The sequence below is a fragment of the Sessilibacter sp. MAH1 genome (assembly GCF_054658315.1).
In genome coordinates, this window is sequence record NZ_BAAGIC010000006.1 from 93,158 (window position 1) to 117,051 (window position 23,894).

13 protein-coding genes are annotated in these 23,894 nt (G+C 40.6%); 6 read left to right on the forward strand and 7 right to left on the reverse strand.

Features of this window, described 5'->3' with window-relative positions; all coding sequences use genetic code 11:
• Position 1: 1 nt before the first annotated feature.
• The 4 genes from ACYQ28_RS08095 to ACYQ28_RS08110 form a co-directional block, all read right to left on the reverse strand.
• A complete protein-coding gene (locus ACYQ28_RS08095; RefSeq protein ID WP_460049410.1) occupies positions 2 to 3,559 on the reverse strand; it encodes a translocation/assembly module TamB domain-containing protein in 3,558 nt (1,185 codons plus the stop codon).
• Positions 3,559 to 5,397 carry an autotransporter assembly complex protein TamA gene (locus ACYQ28_RS08100; protein ID WP_460049409.1) on the reverse strand — a complete coding sequence of 613 codons (1,839 nt, stop codon included), beginning with the start codon at positions 5,395 to 5,397 and terminating at the stop codon, positions 3,559 to 3,561. Before ACYQ28_RS08100 ends, ACYQ28_RS08095 begins: the two co-directional genes overlap by 1 nt.
• Before the next feature lie 923 nt (positions 5,398 to 6,320).
• Positions 6,321 to 8,558, reverse strand: coding sequence for a glucosylglycerol-phosphate synthase (gene ggpS, locus ACYQ28_RS08105; RefSeq protein ID WP_460049408.1), 2,238 nt, complete (start codon positions 8,556 to 8,558; stop codon positions 6,321 to 6,323).
• 156 nt (positions 8,559 to 8,714) lie between these two features.
• Complete coding sequence (locus ACYQ28_RS08110) at positions 8,715 to 10,136, reverse strand: MFS transporter (RefSeq protein ID WP_460049407.1); 1,422 nt, start codon at positions 10,134 to 10,136, stop codon at positions 8,715 to 8,717.
• Between the two features lie 775 nt (positions 10,137 to 10,911).
• Between ACYQ28_RS08110 and ACYQ28_RS08115 the strand changes: the two genes are divergently transcribed.
• From ACYQ28_RS08115 to pgl, 3 genes are all read left to right on the forward strand, one after another.
• Complete coding sequence (locus tag ACYQ28_RS08115; RefSeq protein ID WP_460049406.1) at positions 10,912 to 11,526, forward strand: class I SAM-dependent methyltransferase; 615 nt, start codon at positions 10,912 to 10,914, stop codon at positions 11,524 to 11,526.
• A gap of 1,190 nt (positions 11,527 to 12,716) precedes the next feature.
• Complete coding sequence (gene zwf, locus ACYQ28_RS08120) at positions 12,717 to 14,156, forward strand: glucose-6-phosphate dehydrogenase (protein ID WP_460049405.1); 1,440 nt, start codon at positions 12,717 to 12,719, stop codon at positions 14,154 to 14,156.
• Positions 14,153 to 14,848, forward strand: coding sequence for a 6-phosphogluconolactonase (gene pgl, locus ACYQ28_RS08125; RefSeq protein ID WP_460049404.1), 696 nt, complete (start codon positions 14,153 to 14,155; stop codon positions 14,846 to 14,848). Before zwf ends, pgl begins: the two co-directional genes overlap by 4 nt.
• A gap of 735 nt (positions 14,849 to 15,583) precedes the next feature.
• Here the strand turns inward: pgl and ACYQ28_RS08130 are convergent.
• The 3 genes from ACYQ28_RS08130 to ACYQ28_RS08140 form a co-directional block, all read right to left on the reverse strand.
• Positions 15,584 to 16,021 (reverse strand): ion channel, encoded by a 438-nt coding sequence (locus tag ACYQ28_RS08130; protein WP_460049403.1) that lies wholly within the window; start codon positions 16,019 to 16,021, stop codon positions 15,584 to 15,586.
• A gap of 28 nt (positions 16,022 to 16,049) precedes the next feature.
• Positions 16,050 to 16,316 (reverse strand): DUF4404 family protein, encoded by a 267-nt coding sequence (locus ACYQ28_RS08135; protein ID WP_460049402.1) that lies wholly within the window; start codon positions 16,314 to 16,316, stop codon positions 16,050 to 16,052.
• Positions 16,317 to 16,590: 274 nt separating this feature from the next.
• The gene (locus ACYQ28_RS08140; RefSeq protein ID WP_460049401.1) at positions 16,591 to 17,793 is read right to left on the reverse strand and encodes an extracellular solute-binding protein; all 1,203 of its coding nucleotides are present in this window, start codon (positions 17,791 to 17,793) and stop codon (positions 16,591 to 16,593) included.
• A 651-nt stretch (positions 17,794 to 18,444) separates the two neighbouring features.
• Here ACYQ28_RS08140 and rnr point away from each other — a divergent pair.
• The 3 genes from rnr to ACYQ28_RS08155 all read left to right on the forward strand — a co-directional run bounded on the left by rnr (position 18,445) and on the right by ACYQ28_RS08155 (position 23,892).
• Positions 18,445 to 21,129 (forward strand): ribonuclease R, encoded by a 2,685-nt coding sequence (rnr, locus tag ACYQ28_RS08145; protein WP_460049480.1) that lies wholly within the window; start codon positions 18,445 to 18,447, stop codon positions 21,127 to 21,129.
• Positions 21,130 to 21,344: 215 nt separating this feature from the next.
• Positions 21,345 to 22,082 carry a 23S rRNA (guanosine(2251)-2'-O)-methyltransferase RlmB gene (rlmB, locus tag ACYQ28_RS08150; protein WP_460049400.1) on the forward strand — a complete coding sequence of 246 codons (738 nt, stop codon included), beginning with the start codon at positions 21,345 to 21,347 and terminating at the stop codon, positions 22,080 to 22,082.
• A gap of 622 nt (positions 22,083 to 22,704) precedes the next feature.
• A complete protein-coding gene (locus tag ACYQ28_RS08155) occupies positions 22,705 to 23,892 on the forward strand; it encodes an efflux RND transporter periplasmic adaptor subunit (protein ID WP_460049399.1) in 1,188 nt (395 codons plus the stop codon).
• Positions 23,893 to 23,894: the final 2 nt, after the last annotated feature.

Below are 23,894 nucleotides of genomic sequence, written 5' to 3' on the forward strand. Positions count from 1 at the left end.
ATTAGTAATCTTTTTTCCAAATAATTTCAGCACTGTCGATACCACTGGTGCCACCGGTAGAGCTTTGTAAATTAATTCTTGGGCTAAGTTCTATTTCGATAGTACCTTTCCAAGGTTGGGAAGGATTTGGCGTGCGCTCTAATTCTAGATAGACCTTATCGTTAATATATTTACCTATACCAACGTTTAATCCGTCTTCTCCGTCTGCGGTAGTTTCTGTGTCAACGGTTAGCGTATCTACGCCGAGAAGCTCGCGCGTAGTAGCGAGGGTATTAAACACGGCACCTTCACCTCCGCCACTGAGTGTTTGTACCGCAGAGGCAAGTTGCAAGGCTTTGATGGGCGTAATATCGGTTACTGATTCGCCGAAAATGATGAACGACAATATTTCGTCTTCAGGAAGACTCGGTATAGAACTGAGTTTTAATTTGTAGTCACCGTTTTGGCCGCTCATGTCTGCCTGAATCCGGAGATCATTTTTGTTATAAACCCCAGTAATAGCGATGGCCACCGCATTATTGACGAATCCAACGTTGCCTTGCTCCAATTGAAATGTTTTACCAAATACTTCGAATTGGCCGCGTACAGTTTTAAAATCGCCGTTATATTGAGGCTCGTCAACAGTGCCTGATAGCTTAATTTCGCCAGACAGCTCGGCTTCTACGCCACGGCCGCGTAAATAGGCTTGCCGATCCGCGGTTATAATTAAATCGAGATGAACTATTGGTGATTTATTTTCTAAATATTGTTGTGTTGAGTTTTCTTGCGCTTCATAAACTTCTTCAACCTCAATTTGAGCAACGCTGGTATTGGTGGTGTTTTTTAGAACCGCCTGAAGCGGCGAAACATTCAGTTTTCCTGCCGCAGTAAGTTCTTTAAATGACCCTTTAACTGAGATATTGCCAGTCGTCTCACTTTCAACTTCGGGTCGACGAATTATACTGGCAGCATTGGCAATTAATGTTATATCAATTTCGCCAGAGTCTTTTCCGTTTGTTAACGGTAAAACAATACCACCGGTAATATCGTATTGACCTTTACCACCATCATTTGCTGTGCAGACGTCGAACTCAAACTGATAGTTTTTTGAATTAATTAGGCATTCAATTTTATCAATAACGGTTCCTGTTAATACGTTTTGATATCTACCGTTGGTTAACTCAATTGATCCCACAATTTTGGGTGCCGTTAATTCACCGCTAATATCTGTATTGGCCTTAAGCCTGCCATGAATACGATGAATGTCTGGGTCGACAAAAAACGATAATGTTTGCAAGCCTATTTCGGCGTTTACGCTCGCATCAATCGGAATAGCGTTGCTGAGAGAGTTATTTAACGCTAAATCAATGTAGCGATAAAAGGGCGCTTTAATATTGATAAATCCAGGTGGATTATTATCTCTTTTAATGGTGGAGTTTATGATAATGTTTTCATCGTTGTTATGAAAATCAACTCCCAAACTTAGACCCACTTTTTGAGAATCGCCAGTTCGTGAATAGCCGTCAAACGTTGTTTTGTACAATAGGTTTCCTATAACAACGGGTCTTTTAATGCTTCCATTCGCGTCGATTTTTGCTTGGAAATTACCGGGTTTTATTGGAATAGCAAGAGCTTGCAGCAGTTGAGTAGGTAGTTGATCTGCTTCTACAGAAACCTGAAACTCTTCGCCTTGATATTGGCCATGTGCATTTAATACTTGTTGTTGATACGCAAATACCGTCAATTCATTTAATAGGTATTTTTGGGTATCTGAACTGCCTATTAAATTTGCTTTAAAGGGAATATCTTGAAATTGACCTTGTGTCTTAATATTGGCTTCTACGGTTGGATTTTTGAGATTGCCCGAAGCAGTAAAGGTACCATTGAAAATAGCACTCAGACTTTCTGGTAACTCGATTCCCGCGGCACTTGCGAGATAAAGCGGTAATTCATTGATGCTACCCGTTAAGTTGCCTTCTAATGTATCGATATCGATAAAACCTTCAACATGACTTTTGCCTTCGGGCAAAATGACATCTAAGGACCGAATAGATACCTTGTTCTGTTGTTTGCTGCCGTTTATGTGTGTGGTAAACGAGTTTGCTTGGTATTTTCCTTGACCTTCTAAAACGATATTACCGTTAGGGTTCAGATAATTACCTAGCAAGCTGCCCTGGGCGTGGTTGATTTTATAATAGAGATCTTTAGGTAATTGGTCGTAAAATTTTGCGACTAAATGTGTGTCGATGTTGTCGCCAATAAAATTAATATCCAAGTCTTTATCTTCAATATTTATGTTTCCATTGACTGCTAATTTACTGTTATTAGAGGTAACCTGAGCATCGTCTAACGATACTGCTTTCAAACTGCCAACACCTTGTAAACTTACTGCAACCGGTATTTGGTTGTAGTTAGAATTTGCGGCAAGTGTGCCTTTGAATTTAGGTTCTTTAATTGTGCCTGAAATATTAGACTCAGTATTGATGCTACCACCTTGAATTTGAGGAACCCATGGTGACACTAATCGTATTGGGAATTCGTTTACATCAACGTCTAAATTGATAATTGGGTAGGTAATTGCGCCGCTAAAATGATGTTCGGTTCCACTTAAATTTAACGTAGAAGATTTTATATTCAACTGCCAGGTATGTTCAGGTGTACTTGCAGAGTTATTGCTAACAGGCACTTGCGGAACAAAATCAAGATTTGCCACCAGCGACAATTGCTCTTGAGCAATGGGTAATTTAAGTTGTGCAATATCAAAAGTGTAGGTTTTATCGTGCTTTTTCACACCTATATCTACGGTAACATCTATTTTTTGACTGCCAGGTACTTTTAATAACTTAGACGTTATGCCTCCCGCGGGTTCGGTTAAATTTCCTGTTATTCGATGTTCATTTATAGATACCGAATCGGTTTTAACAGAAAGGCTCGGAAATTGTTCGAGCAACGGCTGTGCGTTTAATACAACTGCGAGAGTTTTATGACTATCGAATTCTACATTGGTCGAAAATTTATAATGGATTCGGTTTTCGATATCCAGCTCGGCACGGGTTGTTTCCGGTAATAGATTACGAATATCCAGAGCCTGAATGGTTAAGTCATCTAAAGAGACCATTGTTATGTATTGCTCAATATTAAAAGAGCTTTCTTTCGCGGTTGAATCTGTATTGTTGGTCGTAGTTTGAGAAAGTTGGTGATCGTAAAATATGCGATCAGACGTAAGAGTTTTTATGTGCAGACGTTTGTTAAATATTTCGTCGAGCGACCAATGAAAAACAAAGTTATCAATCTCAATCCATATCTTTTCGTGCTTTTTTATGGAGAGTTTTTTAAACGTTAAAATATCCAAACTGGTAAAGGTTGGATCACTTAATTCAATAATGAGTTGTTGATTTTTAAACGTACTTGAACTGTTCAACCAATCAAGACCGGAGGTTAATGTCCATTCTCTACCGGCTTGCGTGAAAACCAATGTGTACAACAAGCTGCTTAAAAATAATAGCAACGCGATTATGCCTATAAAAATATACAACAGGCTTTGTGCGATGCTTTTAGGAGTTACTGCGGAAAGGTTCATTAAAATGCTTGACCTAAACTGATATAAATTTGAAAGCTGTCATCAATTTCTTCTCGTCTGTCTAGAGGAAAGGCAACGTCGAAACGAATAGGGGCAAAGCTGGTATAAAATCTTAACCCAACGCCCGTACCAAACCGTAAATCTTCTCCTAGGCGCGGTAATTCACCGTTGTAGGCGTTACCTCCATCTAGAAAAACGACACCGCCCCAAGTATCACCCCAGTGCAATCGGGTTTCGAATGAGACTTCTGTGTAGGACAGTCCGCCTTCAGGATCATTGCCATCCAATGGACCTAATGTTTGGTAAGGATAGCCGCGCACAGAACCACCGCCGCCGACGTAAAATCGTTCTGTGGCAGGTACTTCGTCGCGAGTTGTGCCCGAAATAGAGCCAACGGCACCTCGAACAGCGAATGTGGGTTTCCAAAAGGTGTTATTGAACGTTTTATAATAGCTACCTGCGGCGGTAGTTTTTAAAAATCGAATATTGGTGTCGGTGATATTCAAGAAAGGTTGAAGACCGACACCAGCGACCCAGCCGGTTCTTGGATCAAGAGCTGCATTTCGTTTGTCGTATTCGGCATTAAAGGGCAACGAAACTAACGCGAAGTCATCTCGATCACCGTCACTTTCGGTGACTTGAGAAAGGTCGGTTTGTATACCCAGCGAAGCGCGCAGCGGATCGCTGATTTGGCGGCTCAGTTCAACACCAAAGCTGGCTGTATCAGAGTCAAAAGCATCGGTCTGTTCAGATTCGATCTCGGCAAACAATGTCAACGACTGCTCATCAAAACGATAATGTGGGATAGTGTAATTGGATGTTAATGCTTGTCGGTTTTGAGCTATGTAGGCATTTAGGTCTAAGTTTTCGGCTCGACCGAAGAGATTTCTGTGTTCCCATCCGGTAGATACACCAAAGCCTTCATCGGTTCGAAATCCGAAACCGGCGGATATCGTACGGTGATTTCGCTCGGTAACATCAATTGTAATAGGAACGCCGTCATCGGTAATCTCTCCCGTTGAAATCAACGCACTTGCTAAAAGATTACTCTGTAGCAACACCAGTCGAAACTCATCCAGTTGAGCACGGTTATAGCATTCGCCGCTGGTAAAATTCATTCGATCACGAAGGTAAGCTTCGTCGATACTTTTCAATCCTGAAAAGGTAACCGGGCCAAAGGTGGTTGCTGGGCTGGGTGATGTGCTGTAAGTAAGCGTGGCATTGCCAGTCTCAGGAAAAATCTTGGCTTTGTACACAACCTTTACTTGATACAAACAACTGTTGCTTTTTACCCAGGTGGTTAGATTGTCTTGAATAATCAGCACTTTTTCGGCAACAAGAGGATCGCCTGTTTTTAATAACACATAATTATCGGGTATGGGTGGCAGCCCTTCGGGTAATTCAATGTCGATCTTGTTGATCACATAGAGTTTGCCGGGTTGTATAACGTGGCTTATTTTTCCATCTACTTGTTGTGAAGATATTTTGGCGGAGTAATAGCCTTTAGAACGTAGAAACTCGTTAAGTAGTGTTCTTTCGTAATTGGCTATTTTATTTTGATTGCTGTATAGCTTTAAAATCTCATTGTCTCTATGTTGCCTGCTAAGCTCTTCTTGCAACATTTTTTTTAAGAGCGTTGCGTCTTTTTCACCGCCAATGGTTTCAATTTTAATTTCACTGCGACTTGAATTATCGTCAAATAAAGCCAGCGCGCTGACTTGATACGCTGGGATAAAAGATGCAACTAATCCTAGGCAGGTGTAACCAATCGCGTATACCAAACCCTGTGTGTTTGATCGTAACTTTCTAAATAGCGGTTTATTATTAGAATAGGCCAAACTAATATGCATTCCAATTGTAGGGTTTATTCCATATGCGCAGATTTAGCGCAGCCAATATAAACATTATTGTAACGTGACCGCCTTAATAAGTAGATATAAGAAGCTCTGATTAACCTAGAGTTTCCGGTAACACAAGTATGTATCGCCAATTTTAAGAACGGTAAGTCATTGAAATTGGGAAGAAACTGGAAATCACGTTTTCAATTTCTATCCTCCGATTGAATCAAGGATGCGTTAATCAGAGGTTTCTCTTGTTAATCAATACGAGTTTTCTAATGTACGGTAATTTTAACGAATCATCTTACGGTGCTAATAACATCGTCAATACGCTGAACAGACAATGAATAATTAATTCCTCAGCAGAAACATTAGAAGTCTGAGATGCTCTCATCTGAAATTTAACCAATGTACGAAAATTAAAACCTGTGTATGTATTTTGTTCAATTCGTTGCCGGGTTTCATTTGTCTTAAAGCATGGAGAATTTGATACTCTTTATAATCATTAATTCCATGAATAATTGTCGTTCACGCGATTACCGAATCATAGAACCCGCAAATTCCTAAACGCTGAAAAAATAATAAAAATAATAGTGGTTGGGCAACATTCGGCGTTAAGTCGCTTATTTACCATTCAGAATTTACCATGCAGAGTATTGTCGAATATGAAACGAAGCTAGAAGATTTTACTGAGAAGATCGGTGATAGAGGATTGTGTTGCTTAATATAACAACTTTTAATTAAGGGCTCGGTGATTTAATTAGAGGTCAGAAATTGGCAATACCATTTTCAATTTCTTTACAAGTTCAATCACTGATCATTTTTGAAGTTCGCGATTGTCCCTTTACCGCTGGAGATTCTAAGTAAATCTGAATTTTAGGTAAAAAAACCGCACAAAATTGTGCGGTTTAAGATGCTGCTATTTAGGCTTTATCGTCTACTTTTTTCATGGTTTCCATGAACTCTCGTCCCCACGCTTGTATGTCATAGCGATCAACCACCCAAAAAGCTTCACGTATTCTTGAGGCGGCTTCGTCTTTGTCCATATTAAGCGCTTGAAAACAAGTTGCTGCCAGATCGTGCTTGTCGTGTGGGTTGGTGAGTAGGGCACCTCGTAATTCCGCAGCCGCACCAGCAAATTCTGATAGCACCAGTACGCCTCGACCATCGGTTAGTCCCTGTGCGGCTATGAACTCTTTTGCGACCAAATTAAGTCCGTCACGCAAAGGTGTAATCCACATAACATCGGCCATGCTGTAATAGGCGACCAAATCATTAAACGGAAATGTTTGAAAGAAAAATTGCACGGGTGTCCAGCCAACTTTAGCAAAGCGGCCGTTAATTCTTCCCACCACTTGTTCAATTTGCGTCTGTAGGTCTTGGTAAATAGTCATCTCTTTTGCTGCTGGAACACAGATGGTTAAAAGAGTCACTTGACCTTTCAGTTCGGGATGTTGGGTCAGTAGCAGTTCAAAAGCTTCCAGTTTTTGCAAAATTCCTTTGGTGTAATCTAGCCTTTCAACCGATAAAATTAATCGGCTTTTACCTAAGGCATTTTCCAATGCTTTGGTTTTGTCTAAGAATTTGGGGTTATCCAAAGCTCTGTGGATACGTTTTAAGTCGAGTCCGACAGGCATTGCGCCCAAATGAATATCTCGACCATTAACCTCAATGAGCGTTGTCATTTCGTCAACACCCACCGCACAGCCGTAGGTTAAAAAACGAGGGGCACAGCTGTTGCGTTCTTTAACGGTCAACGGCGTTACACCTTGGGCGACATCTAAAAAGTTTTCTGACTGGCGAGGAATGTGAAAACCAACAAAATCACATTGTAATAAACTGCCAACGATATCTCGTCGCCAAGGCAACACATTAAATACATCTGCCGACGGAAAATACGTATGATGGAAAAAAGCGATTTTTAAATCTGGTCGCAGTTCTCGTAAAAAAGCGGGAACCATCCAAAGATTGTAATCGTGAATCCAAACCAAGGCCCCATTGGCGGCTTCTTTGGCAGTTTGTTCGGCAAATTTTTTGTTTACCTTTAAAAATACTTTCCAGTGATCTTCCCGAAAAGTGGCTTGTTCCCAAAATGTGTGTAAAGTTGGCCAAAAAGCTTCTTTCGAAAATTGCTTATAGAAAATATCCACTTCGTTTTTACTGAGCGTGACCCTAGATGCAGTTAGGTTAGGGTAGAGCTCATCATCGACGGTGGTCTTTGCTTGATAATTCTCAACTTCATCTGCAAGCGTCGTCCAGGCAATCCACGAGCCTTTTTTGCCGTCACCAAAGAAACTTAACAACGTAGGAATAATACCGTTAGGTGATTTAGGGTTTCGCTGTTTAACCGCTCCGTCATCAATAAATTCTTCAAACGGCAAACGGTGATAAACAATAACTAACTCTGCTTCACCTAAAAAAACAGATTGTTGATTTGACGAAATGGCTTTTTTTGCGTTCAAAAATCCAAAATGATCAATAGCTTCGATAATGCCTCCGCATCCAGATGCGGTTGCATGATAGACATTATCGTAGCCATCGGTCTGTTGGAGAAGTTCTTTTTCTGATTTACCCACACACACGCCCATAAATCCATGCTCATACATAGATAAATCGTTTAATGTGTCACCGGCTACTAAAATATCGTCTTTTGGTATTTCTAGGTGTTCAGCTAGGGCTGTTAGTGTTGCACCCTTGTTAACGTTTTTCGGTAAAAAATCCAAGTAACGACCGGCGGAGTAGAGTAGATCGCAATCAAAACTCTTAGCAATTTTCTCGAAATCTTCGTGCAACGCCGATGCTTCACAAAAATAAGAACAGCGACGTTCTTGAGGTACGTCTTGACGGACAGCATGAGGGAAATCACTCATAGCCTGTTCAATTTTCCACTCTCCAGGCCAGCGTGAATTTATATCGGATTGAATTGGTTGTATGGGTTGCAGTGTTTCACCGTTAACTACGGTCGCGCCAACATCGCAAATAATATAGTCGGGCTGAGGTATGGTTGGATCGGATAACAAGGGTAAAACCGATTCAAGCCCACGACCGGTAACAAATGCCAAATCGATATCAGGGTGAAGAGAAATAAGTTGGTACAACTGGTGTCGTTTTTCTGAGTCTCCTGCTAAAAATGTACCGTCTAAATCAGTGGCAAGTAACATTTAAGCCTCCTACAGCTATTTGAGTATTTCTGTACTTCAGAAATGTGAATACAAAATAGTATTCGATTTACGCAATAAAAATTTTTCTTTGGCTACTGCAGAATTTAAACAATCGCAGTATTTAAAAAGATCCTATCTTTTAAGTTAATAATGCTCTTAGTGATCTGAGATATGTTTTTGGTTGTTCCGTGTGTCGAGCTCATCGGATTCAAAATCAGTATTTAGCTCGGAATTATTTGGTTCTCTCAGTTCAGTTTGATCAATGTCTAGATTTTCATCGGTTTCAGTTGGGTTGTGACTTATATCATTGCCGCCCCATACCGAGGTTGAGTCTTCGATAATTTCTCCGTCTTCGTTTTGTTCTGGCGGCAACATCTCAAATGCCATGGGCGATGTACGAAGCATCGGAACAAAGTCAGCGTTATGATCTTCTGGATTTTCTTGTTTTGAGCGCGCGATAAACCAATAACTTGAAAGGGCCAATATCGCCAAGGCAACAGACCAAAATATCGGCAGGCTATTTACCCCGAAAATTTCCATAAGTTGGCCAGCTAAAGCAGGGCCCATCATTGAACCAATACCGTTGATTAACAGCAGTTGACTGCTGCCTCCAAGCATATCTTTTGCATCAAGGTGATCGACCAGATGCGCTACCGCAACAGGGTAAATTGCAAAAGCAAGGCCGCCGTAGACAGCAATTACCACAAACATTGCATAGGGCAAACTGGATATCACAGACAACAACAAAGCTACGACGGCAGCGGCAGCGCTGATGATAAAAATAACTTTTCGTCGATCTTGGCCGTCTGAGAATTTACCCAAAGGGAATTGGAAAACAGCACCACCAACAATGGCGCAAGTAACAAAAGTTGCAACAGAAGAACTTTGGAATCCTATTTTAGAAGCATATGCAGCAGCTAGACCCCAAAATGCTCCCATAGCTAACCCGGAAAAAGCAGAGCTCAACACAGCAACTGGAGCCGCTTTAAATACCTGCGATAATTTTATGCGTGAAATATCGGTAACTTCGGGTTGTTTCATTCGAGTCCACGTTATCGGTGTTAAACTCAAACAAATCAAAATACTTGAAATTGCAAACAGCAAAAAAGTAATGGATGGATCGATACGCAGCAACTGCTGGGCGACTGCAAGAGCGCCAAGGTTTACGGTCATATAAATGGCAAACACTTTGCCGCGTTGTTCACTGGGTGTTTGTCCGTTTAACCAACTTTCAATCACTGTATACAAAATAACGAGAGAAATACCGGTAAATACGCGTAATAACATCCATGCGATTGGGTTTACAAATATCTCATGAGCTAACACTGTTGCTGCGGCAATGGCAGCACAAAATGCAAAAGCTCTGATGTGGCCCATACGGCTGATGATTGGTAGGGCTAAGTAGGTACCAACAAAGAACCCCGCAAAATAGCTCGACATGATCAAACCTAGGGTTGTAGAACTATACCCTTCAATGCTGCTTCTTAACGCTAGAATTGTATTTAATAAGCCTGTACCAAGTAGTAATAACGCAACTCCGGCGAGAAGTGCGCCAATTGGAATAATTAGTGGAACCATAACAATGTGATTTTTGACAATTTGAGTGGTAAGACAATCAATTCAAAACATGAGTTGACTACGAGTTTTTCTATAGAATAGCTTGAAAAACGCTCTTTCATACTTGAGCACTCTTCAATCTACAACGAACAACTGTTTAGCTCTGCTCGTATACTGGACTGATTATACTTAACCTATAAATGCTTACTACGATTGTTATGAAACAATTACATAAAAAAATTCGTATGCATGTAATGACTAAAGCGATTAACGTGCCAATAAAAATTGTATTTTAATTTTATCTATTAAATGACGAAAAATAGAGTTCGAAGTTCTAATTGTGGCGCAAATAGCACTTTAATTTTGTGTTGCAGAGGTTGGGGATGAAAATAAACCCGTCAATATTTGAGATGTTTTTATAGAATTAACCTTCGAGTTGTAAATTTTACAAAAATCACTCTAATTTGAATAAACTGTAATTTCGTCAAAGTAGGTATTCGAAGTTTGTGCTTTTCTCAATACTTAATTCCACTTTCAATTGGTGTTGAATGTAAGTGACGTATTGAATTTTTTTAGATGAAGATTTAAATATTATCATGCAATGCATTTAAAATTTAATATGTCTTATTTATGCTTGTAGCCTATTGTTCGTCATATACAGTAGGCTTATTGATGTTAATTCTCAAATGAACGATATTGCGTACAATTAGCGCTCATTTGGGTGTAAATTTAATCATTTGTCAGTTTTTATGTTTTCTTAGGTTTAGGTTTTCTTAGGTTTAGATTGGAGAGCACGTTGAGCGAGATAGAAAAAGTACTGGGTATTTATACCTTATCGAAAAAAAGTCCGACTTTGGCCAATCTAAAACAAGCGCTGCCAGAACCCAGTATCCACGGTTATCAAGTCTGGTCATCAAGTTTTTTAATTATGGATTACCTTAATCAAGATCCGTTAAACAAAGGGTCGAAAGTACTTGATATTGGCTGTGGTTGGGGCATGTTAAGCATATTTTGTGCAAAAACATTTAAAGCAAAAGTTACCTCAGTAGACGCAGACGAGTGGGTTTTCCCTTATTTACGAGTTCATGCTGCAATGAATTCGGTAAAAATAACTACCAAAACTTGTCGATATGAAGATATTGATTCAACTTTATTAAAAAAACAAAATTTCATGGCCGGCGGAGATATCTGCTTTTGGGACGACTTAGTAAATCCTTTGTTTACGGTGATTAGTAATGCCGTTGAAAATGGAGTTGAACGCATAATTATCGCAGATCCGGGAAGATCGCCCTTTATGAAGCTCTCAAAAAAATGTAAGAAAGCCTTCGGCGGTAAGTTAATCTCTTGGTCGATTACTTCGCCTAAAAAATACAATGGCTATTTGCTAGAGATAGACAATAGGAAACTCTGATTAACCTAGAGTTTCCCGCGACACAAGGAAGTGTCGCCAATTTCAAGAACTGTAAGTGATTGAAATTGTGAAGAAATTGGAAATCACATTTTCAATTTCTGTCCTCTGATTAAATCATGGATGAGTTAATCAGAGGATCCAATAGAAAGAACAAATAAGTCGATGTAATTTAGTTTTATACTTAGACTTTAAAACAATTACGGAAATCCACTTTTACTGTGAGTTTTGGTAGGCGGGAATGCATCATCGGCCTCTAGAGTTGTAGATTATTGAGTTGTGAATTATTTAAGTGGTGCAGAAACTGAAAATCCTATTTTCAATTTTTGCCCTTTATTTAAATCCTGTTAAATCAAGAACGAGTTAATCAAGGGTATTTATCCAGAGAGATACTTATCGTCTAGTCAAGGGTCGAGATAGATACTCATGGTTTGACCCGCTATTTCTGTAACTCAATAAGCTCAAAAAAACCAGAGTCGTTCTCGACAGTATTAAAACCACTGACTATGGTGATTTATCGGAGAATCCGTGTTAACCACTTGTTTTTTAGCAACCATTTTCTAGCAAATAGATCAAACTTACACATGTAAAGTATCACATTCATTTTTTTGTACATTCGAGACGAATTTATTCAGTTAGAGTGATCATTAAACGAGTTTAGTACGTAAATCCGTTTGTTAGATAACACCCTTTTATTTTTTGATTATTTTTATTTCCGTCAATTTTAAAGTAATGCTTTTTCAAAAAGTATATACCTTAACCATTAAATTATTTTTAAACGTGTACTTTTACTGCAATTATTTTCGTGCCAAGAAATTAATTGTACCATTTTTTATTATAAACACTAAGTTGTGCAGTGGATAACTCTGAAGCAATTATAGAAAACTCTGATTAACCCGGAGTTTTCATCGGCACAACGCTGTGTCATCAATATCGAGAACGGTAAGTGATTGAAATTGTGAAGAAATTGGAAATCGCATTGTCAATTTCTATCTTATGATTAAATCAGAGATGAGTTAATCATAGGTTCTTATAGATTCTCATTCATTATTGTGGTTAGGTGTCTTAGCATCGTCAAATTAGAGGTATTTATTCAGAGCCAATCGTTTGACGACGATAAAATCAATTTTTTCTTTAATAAGCAAAATTTAGTCTAGACTGACGTTAACGACCTTAAGGAAGGTTTTATTTTCATGACCCATGAAATACTGATCATTGGTGGCGACGGTGATCTAGCTTTACGTAAGCTTTATCCGGCGTTATTTGCTTTAGAAGTAGCTGATCAGCTGATTGATGTGGGGAAGATTACTGGCGTGTCTCGGGCGCTGGCCAGTAGAGAAGATCTTCTGGAACGTATGTTGCCTTGGCTTAAGTCACAAGCAACGTTTTCTGAAACAGCTTGGCTGCGTTTTCAGGACCGGATCACCTGTTTACAAGGTGATGCTACTAATCCCAGCACGTTAGAAATATTCAAACAGAATTGTGATGAAACCAGTTCAGTCATTGTATATTTTGCCATTCCACCGAAAATCTTTGGTGCAGTCTGTAGATCTTTAAAAGAAGCAGGACTTGCTAAACCAAGTACACGGCTGGTAGTAGAAAAACCACTAGGTTCAAGTTTGGAGACGTTCCTTGGCGTAAACGCAGAGATGCGTAATGGATTTTCAGAAGATCAGATTTATCGCATAGATCACTATTTAGGTAAGGAGCCGGTACAGAATTTATTGGCATTGCGTTTTGCGAATATCATGTTTGGCGCGGTTTGGAGTAATAACTTCATTGATCATATTCAGATAACCGTTGCCGAACGCGTTGGATTGGAAGGAAGAAAAGACTTTTATAATGATATCGGTGCACTTCGCGACATGGTGCAAAATCATCTTCTACAGGTTGTTTGTTTGGTAGCGATGGAGCCACCAGCAAGTCGTGATCCGTTTATGATTCGCGCCGAAAAACTCAAAGTTTTGAAGTGTTTGCGGCCAATTACTGCCGATAATGTGAAAAAATCTACCGTACGTGGCCAGTATACAGAAGGCTCGGTCAAGGGTGAGGTTGTTCCTTCGTATAATGAGGAACTCAATTCAGCCGATAAATCGGACACTGAGACATTTGTGGCGCTGCGCGCCGAAATAGATAACTGGCGATGGGCGGGAGTACCGTTTTATTTGCGCACTGGCAAGCGTATGCAAACCCATAAGTCCGAAATTTTGATTCAGTTTAAACCACCAAAGCATGTAATTTTTGGAGCAATGCACGAAATGAGTCCAAATCAGTTGCGTATACAGTTGCAGCCTGACGAGGGTATTACGTTGCATTTTTTACGTAAACAACCAGGGCTTGAAGAGTTAACACTTGAAGAAGTGGAATTGAATCTAACAGTACCTGAAGCAAGAAAAAAATACAGTTACGACGCTTATGCTCGATTAATGGTCGAAGTATTAAAGGGTGATCAAACCTTATTTGTAAGCGCAGAAGAAGTTGAAGCCTCTTGGCAATGGATTGATCAAATCATTGAACAATGGCAAAAAGCGGGCATGAAAGTTCAGTCATATGCAGCAGGCACGGCAGGCCCGGTCGATGCTGCTGTGATGATGGCCCATGACGACCGTCAGTGGAGCACTTTAGAATCATGACTTTTGAATTTAACGAGTTTAACAGCCGCCACGAATTAGAAATAAATCTTACCGAAAAGGTCGTAGCGTCACTTACAGCTGCCATTGAAAGCAAAGGTGTAGCGACTTTGATTCTATCCGGTGGGAACACGCCACAGGCATTTTTACACAATCTATCCGAACAGGATTTAGATTGGTCCAGTGTGTATGTCACCTTGGCCGATGAGCGTTGTGTGATGGAGTCTCATCCCGACAGTAACGCTGGCATGGTCAAACGAACTCTAATGCAAAATCTCGCAAAAGAAGTAAATTTTGTACCCTTATACATTCAGGGCGAATCGCAACTCAATTGTCATCAACGCTTTATTAATCACCGAGTTTTATGTGAAACCTATGACGTCGTTATTTTAGGTCTTGGTGAAGATGGACATACAGCATCGATATTTCCGAAAGCCATTGAACGCGATCAAGCGCTTAACATTGATACCATGTTTAATGTACTTTTAACGAATCCGGTTACCGTTAAACCATTACGATTGACCCAAACCAGAAAACGTTTGTTAAATACTAAAAATCTACTGTTGCATTTTGTCGGTGAAACCAAGAAAAATATCTTTGATTTAGCAGCTCGTGAACTTAACCCTAATTTACCTATCAGTTATTTTATTCATCAAAAAATAACGCCTTTATCAGTTTATTATTCACAGTCGTAATAGGAAACTCTGATTAACCTAGAGTTTCTCGCGACACAAGGATGTGTCGCCAATTTCAAGAACGGTAAGTGATTGAAATTGTGAAGAAATTGGAAATCGCATTTTCAATTTCTGTCCTCTGATTAAATCATGGATGAGTTAATCAGAGGTTCCAATAGTTTTTTATTAGCAGTTGAATTAATTATTAATAAAAAATAGCGTAAGCCTAGCAGTCAGTCGCTCTGCAAATATACGTATTGAATGGTGTGGTCAAAATACTAAATGAATTACGAGACTATTCAGCGAGTAACGTAATTCATTATTCAGAGAAGTCATCGATCTCGACAAGAATATCTTTGGCGAACGCAAAATGCATTGTAGAACACGCCGCCAAGAAAAACTGTAGTTCTGAGATTTAACCTATACTGCCGCTTCGAGTTCTGACTGTGGACAGTTTAAATTTGCTCTCAGTATTTTTCTGAATTATTTCCCAATATCAGTTTTGACCCAACAGAAGCAGTTTACCTACAAATTGCGTCAACGTTTTTCAGCAAAAAACGTTGTTTGTGTGGCCGATTATTGGATAGGAATTTCTGCCACCTGATTAATACATGGATGCGTTAATCAAAGGTTCCGATAGTGTCAAAGATGGAATAGATATTTACGACGAGTTAAAAACTACTGAATTATCAAATGCCGCATGTGCCTTTAAAAGGCCACGACAAGTGTCTTTAAAAGGCGGTAAATAAATTGAGTTTATTTATTACTATCGAATTCAAATGCCCAATATTTTTGCATTTCTAAGAACATAAACGAGGCCGACCAAGTAATTAATACCAATCCACAAAGTGCTTCGATGCCCGATAAAAATCGAATAGGACCAAAGGGTTCGATATCGCCCGTTCCTAAAGAAGTGAAATTGGTCAATGAATAGTAGGCGCAATCGAGTAACGAACCATCAAAATTACCACGCAACTCGCCAATACCATCGTATTGCAATAGTCCATAATAAAACACAGCAAAAACCCAAACTTCTATGGTATGCGCTGTCATATTACCAAGTACACCTAGAACTATTTTTAAGCGAGGTCGAACGGCGAGTAGGGGTAATTTTTTAAATAAAAATCGTAAAATTTCGTAATGAATAATAACCGTAAGAGAAACAACAATACTATTGATCAGTAAAATTAACACGATTTAACGATATTTCTTCTAAATTAGTTTAAATGCCCATTTTTCCCAAAATATCCATAACTTCACGAATAAGTCGCGCTGCATCAGGATGATCGGTTTCTAGCTCGGCAGTCTTTTGATTCCAATGTTCAAGTAATCCTTCGTCGAGGTCCGTACTAAGAACGGGTTCGTTCATTTTTGTTAAAACTTCGTCGATGAGGTTTAAATGCTGATCAGTTTGAGCGTGTACTAATGCTTTTTTTTCCGCTTCTAAGGCTGCTTTCAACTCAATTAAACTATCGTTATTGTTGCTCATAAGTAAAACTCCGGTCTATCACTTATTTTAGCGGTAGATTATCAGAAATTACCACACCGTGCTTGGCTTTGGTTAAATGATTCTAAACCAAGCGACTCCGATTTTATGGTCACATTCACAGGTCTTGATAGAATTCAAAGCTTAGATAGAGAGATTCTTAAGAATAAAACTGAATTAGATGTGCGAGGATTGTTTGTCGGTTTTGAGGTTACGAATTATTGAAGTGCATTAACGAAAAAGGCCGCAGTTACGCGGCCTTGAAGAATACATTGGATTATTTCTGCAACAGGTTCTCAGAAGCATCTTGCCAAAGCTTTTCGGAATTTTGCGTATTGTGGTCAAGTTTATCCGGATTAAATGGCTCTGGATGATAACGCAGGTATTCAGATATTACATTTCCCCATGATTGCTCAATGGTTCTGCGAATACGAATACTGCGGCGGCCACTTTGGAATAGCTTGGCTTGGATATCGGGAGTAGGGTAGATGGTAGGATCGTTTTTGATCTCGTCATCTACATACTGAAGTGAATTAGTAACGGCATTTGCATACCAAATGTAATTGGTATTTTTTGCAGCAATTTCGGGACGAAGCAAAAAGTCGATAAACTTAAGCGCGGCGTCTTCGTTACGAGTTAATTCGGGAATGGCCAGCATGTCTACCCAAAAAACTGTGCCTTCTTTTGGAATAACATATTTGATTTTGACACCGTTATCAGATTCTTCGGCATTAGCCATGGCTTGGAAAATATCACCACTCCAACCAATAGCAACGCAAATCTTACCGTTAGAAAGATTGTCCAGAAAATCTGCGGAATCGAATACGTTCACGTACTGAGACAATTGTTTGAAAAAGTCACCAGCAACATTTAGGTAGTCTGAAGTTTCTTCAGAGTTGGGGTCTTTTTTCAGGTAATTTAAACCAATTGAAAGCATTTCTGTGGGTTCATCTAAGAACGATACACCGCAAGCACTCAATTTTTTTAGATTTTCGGGTTTAAAGATTAGGTCCCAGGAGTTTACCGGCGCATTAGGTCCAAGAATTTTACGGACCTGCTCTACGTTGTAGCCGAAACCGGTTGTGCCCCACATATAAGGTACGCCATGGGCGTTTTCGGTATCGAGTTTTGCAATATTTTTTAAAAACGTTGGATCAAGCTCGCTGTAATTTTTTAATTTACTTTTGTCGATCTGTCTAAATAATCCGCGTCGAAGTTGCTTGGCCATAAAATCAAGGGAAGGTACCACGACATCGTAATTGCCGCCGCCAAGGTTGATTTTTTCTTCAACTTCAAGATTACTGTCATAAGTATCATAGATGACATCGATACCAGTTTCTTCTTCAAACTGACTGACAACGCCTTCGCCGATGTAATCACTCCAGTTGTAGACTCTCAGAGTGTTGGAATCATCTTGAGCGATTGTGTTTAAACTTATCGAGGCTAAAAAAGTAGCGGTTAAAAAACCTAGCTTCCTCATGTCGTTAAATCTCCTTGCGCGCAATTTAAACCCTTTTATGCCTACTAGAGTAATATTTGCTCAAGTTAGCGGGAATATATGGATTTTTACGGTTTAATGTTTGACGGACTTCAAATAAATTCGCGAAAACGCGATACTCTAGCGTATATTTTTTAGGGTGCAATGATTCTTTAAAATGTTTTTGATTTTTTGATTGAATAATCAAAAAAATATAAATTTTTCAGAGTTAAATTCCACTATCAAAGAAGAGATCCTTTATTCACACGACCGGAGCCTATTTGTACGTTATTTTTGTCTAGCGTGAATAATAATCTGGAACGTTTTCGATATCACGCAGAGATTAATCGATCAAAGAACTGGCTAATAAGCACTTTATGCAGTAGTTTTACGTATATATGCTAAGACTGACAGTATAGCTACTTTTAAATAACCACAAACAGCAACAATTACTTATTGTTATTTTGGTATTTTGCCCTAAACATCTAGAAAACCGCCAACGCCATAGCGTTTGGTTATGAACTGCTGGGAAACATTACCGCTCAAGTGTTCGTTTAATGTTCGACGAGAAAACAGCAGAAACACGTAAATGGAAAGAGAATTTTGCCCAGAAAAAAAACTGTAGATAAAAACAACAATTCTAATAGCACATCAATACCCGCGGTCGACCCTCACGCTACCCGCGAGGCCGAACGCTACGAAAATCCCGTCCCCAGTCGCGAATACCTACTTGAAGTAATAACTAATCATCAGGGCCCCATTACCCACGAGCAGATGTGTGAGGTTTTGGCGATTACCGATGAAGATTTAGTCGAAGGCGTTCGCCGGCGTTTAATTGCTATGAGCCGCGATGGACAAATAATCAGTAATCGACGCGGCGCGTTTGGCGCACTCAGTAAAATGGACTTGATTCGCGGACGCGTTCAAGGGCACAAAGATGGTTACGGTTTTGTTATCGACAATGAAGGCGGTGAAGACGTCTATTTAGCAAATCGCCAAATGCGAGCAGTATTTGATGGCGATGAAGTAGTGGTTCGTGCCGACCGACGCGATAGACGCGGCCGTAAAGAAGGTACCATTGTTGAAGTTATAACCCACAACACGACGCAAATTGTCGGTCGCGTTTTTAGCGAGTCTGGAATCCATTTTGTACGCCCAGACAATCCTCGACTGACCCACGACGTTATGGTAACCAAAGAAATGCTCTGCGGTGCTAAGCGCGGTGAGTATGTTGTCGTAAAAATTCTACAACAGCCCAGTAAAGACAGTTTGCCCACTGGTGAAATCACTGAAGTGCTAGGCGCCCATATGGCACCGGGCATGGAAATCGACGTAGCAATAAGAAGTCACGGTATTCCGAGCATCTGGCCTTCAGATGTATCTGCCGAAGCCGACTTGTTACCCGATGAGGTCGATGATCTCGATAAGCGTAAACGCGTTGATTTGAGGCATTTGCCTTTTATTACCATTGATGGCGAAGACGCTCGTGATTTCGATGACGCCGTGTACGCGGAGAAAAAACGCGCGGGCGGATGGCGATTGTTTGTTGCCATTGCCGATGTGTCTCACTATGTAAAACCTAACAGTGCTTTAGATCGAGAAGCCATTAACCGTGGTAATTCCGTTTACTTTCCCGATTTTGTAGTGCCGATGCTTCCCGAGGCATTATCAAACGGTTTGTGTTCGCTCAATCCTCACGTCGATCGCTTGTGTTTGGTTTGCGAAATGACGGTAAGTGCACAAGGCAAGGTCAGTGGTTTCCAATTCTACGAGAGCGTTATTCATTCTCACGAGCGCTTAACCTATACCAAGGTTGGGCAGATGATTGACCAGAAGAGCGATATCAATAGCGGTATCCGCAAACAGTATCATCACGTCGTTGGGGTAACCGACGAGCTTTATCAGCTCTATCTAAGTCTTCGTGCAGAAAGAGATCAACGCGGCGCGATTAATTTTGAAACCGTTGAAACTCGAATCTTGTTTGATCAAAACCGAAAAATTGAAAAGATTGTTCCTGTTCAACGCAACGACGCACACAAACTCATTGAGGAGTGTATGCTCTGCGCGAATGTTTGTGCGGCAAAACTGCTTGAAAAAGTCGAGTTAGAATCATTATTTCGCGTTCATGAAGGGCCTTCTGACGAAAAGCTGGAAAATCTTCGAGAGTTTCTTGCCAGCAACGGTATTTCCATGCGCGGCCGAGGTAAGCCTAAACCTTCGGACTATCAAACCATTTTGGATTTGATCAGTGATCGACCCGATGCGCATTTAATTCAAACAGTAATGCTAAGAAGCATGTCGCAGGCGAAATACCAGCCCGATAATCAGGGCCACTTCGGTTTATCGTACAGTTCTTATACACATTTCACGTCTCCCATTCGTCGCTATCCAGACTTATTGGTGCACCGTGCGATTCGGTTCTTGTTGCGTAATAGTGCCGATGCAGCGGCATACGTCGAGTTAGCACCGAAAAATTTAAAGTCCATCAAAGGTGCCGCAAAACTCAAACGTGAGCAAATCTATCCTTATGACATGGCCGCTATGCTGCAATTGGGCGAACAATGCTCTCTTACAGAACGTCGTGCCGATGATGCAACGCGAGAAGTGGTAAGTTGGCTGAAGTGCGAGTATCTGCAAGATCGTGTCGGCCAGGAGTTCGAAGGTATTGTTAGTGCCGTAACCAATTTTGGCTTATTTGTTGAGCTTAAAGATCTGTACGTAGAAGGTTTGATTCATGTAACGGCGTTACCTGGCGACTATTATCACTACGAACCCGCACATCACCGTTTAATTGGCGAAAGAACGCGCAAAGTCTTTCGTTTGGGTGACGAGTTAGCGGTTAAAGTTGTTGCCGTTAACTTAGATGAGCGCAAGGTAGATTTCGAATTAGTGCGAGAAAAATCTACCGGTAAGAAGAGCACTAAAATCAGCCCCAAAGCGAAATTACTCGCTGGCATGAACTCGCAAGGGCGCCAGAGTAAATCTGATGGAAAAAAACCGGCAGCTGCGGCTAATGGTTCCCGAAAACGTACAGCCAGCCAGACGCCAACGAGTGATTCAAGAGCGCTGAAAAAAAACCTAATGGCCCAGGCGCGTCAAGAACAAAAGCAAGCTGCTGAGATCTCAAAAGACTCTTCTTCAGAAAGTCGCACAAAGCCTAAGCGGGCAACCCTGCAATTGAGCAATTTTGTAGACACAGCTCCCGACGGTCGGAAATCTAAGTCGTCAAAACGGCCAGCCGTGGCCGCAAAGGCAGGCCAACCCAAAAAGTCCTCGGGTAAGAAAAAAACGTCAAATGCTAAAAGCGCGGTTAAAACCGGTAGAAAGCCAAAGTCGTGAATCCTTAAGTGGCTCAATATTGAGGTCGTCTACTCACTTTAGGAGCCACTTATTCCTGCAATTGACGGTCAATTCGCGGACTTGGATTTACAGATTCTAATCTGCCTACGTGGTCTTGTTTTAATACCGAATCGTTTCAGATACGAATTCAATTAACAGCTTGAGCAAAAAGTCTTTAAAATGCGCGCTTTACTGCATTGAGAAGAGAATTTGCTTTGTCTAATTTAGAATCCGTTTTTGGATTGCACGCCGTTCATTCGTTGCTCAAATCCGCTCCACATAGGGTGGTAGAACTTCGTGTTCTTAAAGATCGTAATGATCGTCGTATTCAGCAAATTTTAAGTCTTGCTGAGCAAAATGCCATTCCTGTTCAAACGCTTAAACGCGCTACTTTAGATCAGCAAATTGATGGTAATCATCAAGGCGTTGTTGCACTCGCCAAACCCGGTGAAACCTACGACGAATCACATCTAGGCACCTTATTAACGGCTGTTGGTAGCAGAGCATTGTTCTTAGTGCTCGATGGCGTAACGGATCCTCATAATTTGGGCGCGTGTTTACGAAGTGCCGAAGCCGCGGGTGCTCATGCTGTAATTGCGCCTAAAGATAATTCTGCTTCACTAAACACCATTGCCCGAAAAGTCTCCAGCGGCGCTGCGGATACCATTCCGTACATCACGGTAACTAACCTAGCTCGTACTTTAAAATCTTTACAAGAACAGGGCGTTTGGGTGATTGGGGCGGCAGGCGAAGCAGAGACGGAATTATATTCCATGGATCTCTCAGGCTCCGTTGCCTTGGTAATGGGCGCAGAGGGCAAAGGGCTGCGTCGTCTAACGCGCGAGACCTGTGATTATTTAGCAAAACTGCCCATGGCCGGTGAAGTGTCTAGTTTGAATGTTTCAGTTGCCGCAGGAATTTTTCTGTTTGAGGCTGTGCGCCAACGTCGATAAGACTAAATTTTTTTATCTTGCGTTATTAGTCAATAATTCGTCTATTGATAACGCTAACCTTAAAAAATGTGCACGGTAGTCGAAGTAGCTTGTGGTTTTGAATCAGCATATCAACATGAATAGCAACACATTAACGTTAAAATCGTATATCTGGGTAAACCCTTTTAGAAATTTAATCGTCTAGAGATAAAACCCAAAGTCATAAAACAAAATTGTTTTTTCGAATGTGCTTATATCACCAAAAATAAATACATTTGCCCTAAAACGATCACTGAAATTTGATTTTGGATTTTAGATGGGAGCGAGAGTTAGTTATTTGCACCGATAGCATAGGTTCAATCTAATAAACGCTCGTGATTAAGGGGAATCGTTTATGTTGATTTCTACGTTTAGATCTCGATAACGTCGATTTTTATTATCAAGTTATCAATACAAAACGATTCCGTCGATGGGGTACACAAGACCTTACTTGTACTCATAACTTACTCACTTAATTATCAAGCCTTACAACAAGGCTAAATGGAATCACCGTTCGTAGTATAACGTTTTGAACATTGGAGTTATAAACGCAGTGACTACAAAAATGGTTAGTTACTGCGTCTGTCTATAAATTGGGAATATTATGAAATCTTCGGGATTAAAAAAATTTTTTAAGATCGCAGTACCTGTTTTGATTATTGTGGGTGGTTGGGGTTTATCCAAAATAATCGTTGCTGTGGCAAGCCCAAATGAAGAATCTACGGTTATTGATTCAATACCCACTGTTAAAGTGGAAAACGCCGTCGGTGAAGACTATCAGATGGTACTTACCGCTCATGGCGAAGTTGAGCCCATAGAAATCACACAGCTTTCAGCCAAGGTTTCGGGTGAAGTAACTAGCTGGCACGAGAACTTCATTGAAGGTGGACTGATTCAACGTGGAGAGCTGCTTTTTACCATCGAAAAAGATCTGTATGAAGCCGCTGTTCTGCAAGCTGAGGCCGCTTTAATTTCTGCCGAGGCTGCTTTAATAGAAGAAGAAGCTATGGCCGATGTTGCTCGTGATGAAGCCAAGCGTAACCCAAATAAAAAATATACCGACCTGTTTCTGAGAAAACCGCAAATTTTAAGCGCAAAAGCCGCGGTTAAATCGGCAGAAGCGCAACTCAAAGCTGCCAAGCGCGACCTTGCCAATGCTGAAGTGTACGCACCCTTTGATGCATTGGTTGTTGCCCGTGATATCGGCGTTGGCCAGTTCTTGATTGCAGGCTCTTCGGTGGCAACAATTTACAACATTGAAAGCGCAAAAATTGTGGCACCAATCCCAGGATTCGACAGTGTCTTTTTACCAGAAAGCTTAAATGGAACACCTGTTTCGGTCTTTGATCAAGGATTAAAGGGAGTTGAACGTAACGGTTTTATCAAACACGATTTAGGCGTTGTCGACCAAGACACACGTATGTCGAGTTTGGTCATCGAAGTGAAAGATCCTTACAGTATTGATTCTGGTCTTCCGGTTTTAAAATTTGGCAGCTATGTTTCTGTGCGGTTTGCCGGTAAAACACTGCCACATGTTTATAAATTACCGCAAGATTTGGTCAACAATAAAACGGTATGGGTGGTAAACAGTGAGCTTCAGCTAGAGCCAAGAACCGTTCAAGTAATTCGTGAAGAAGATAAATATTTTATTATTAATTCTGGCCTTACCGATGATGATCGAATTGTCACTACACCACCGGAGTACCCACAAAAAGGAATGCCGGTAAAAATTCAGGATTCAACACCAGAAAGCCCAGAAACCGACTCGCAAACCAATCTGAGTTCCCTCTAAGT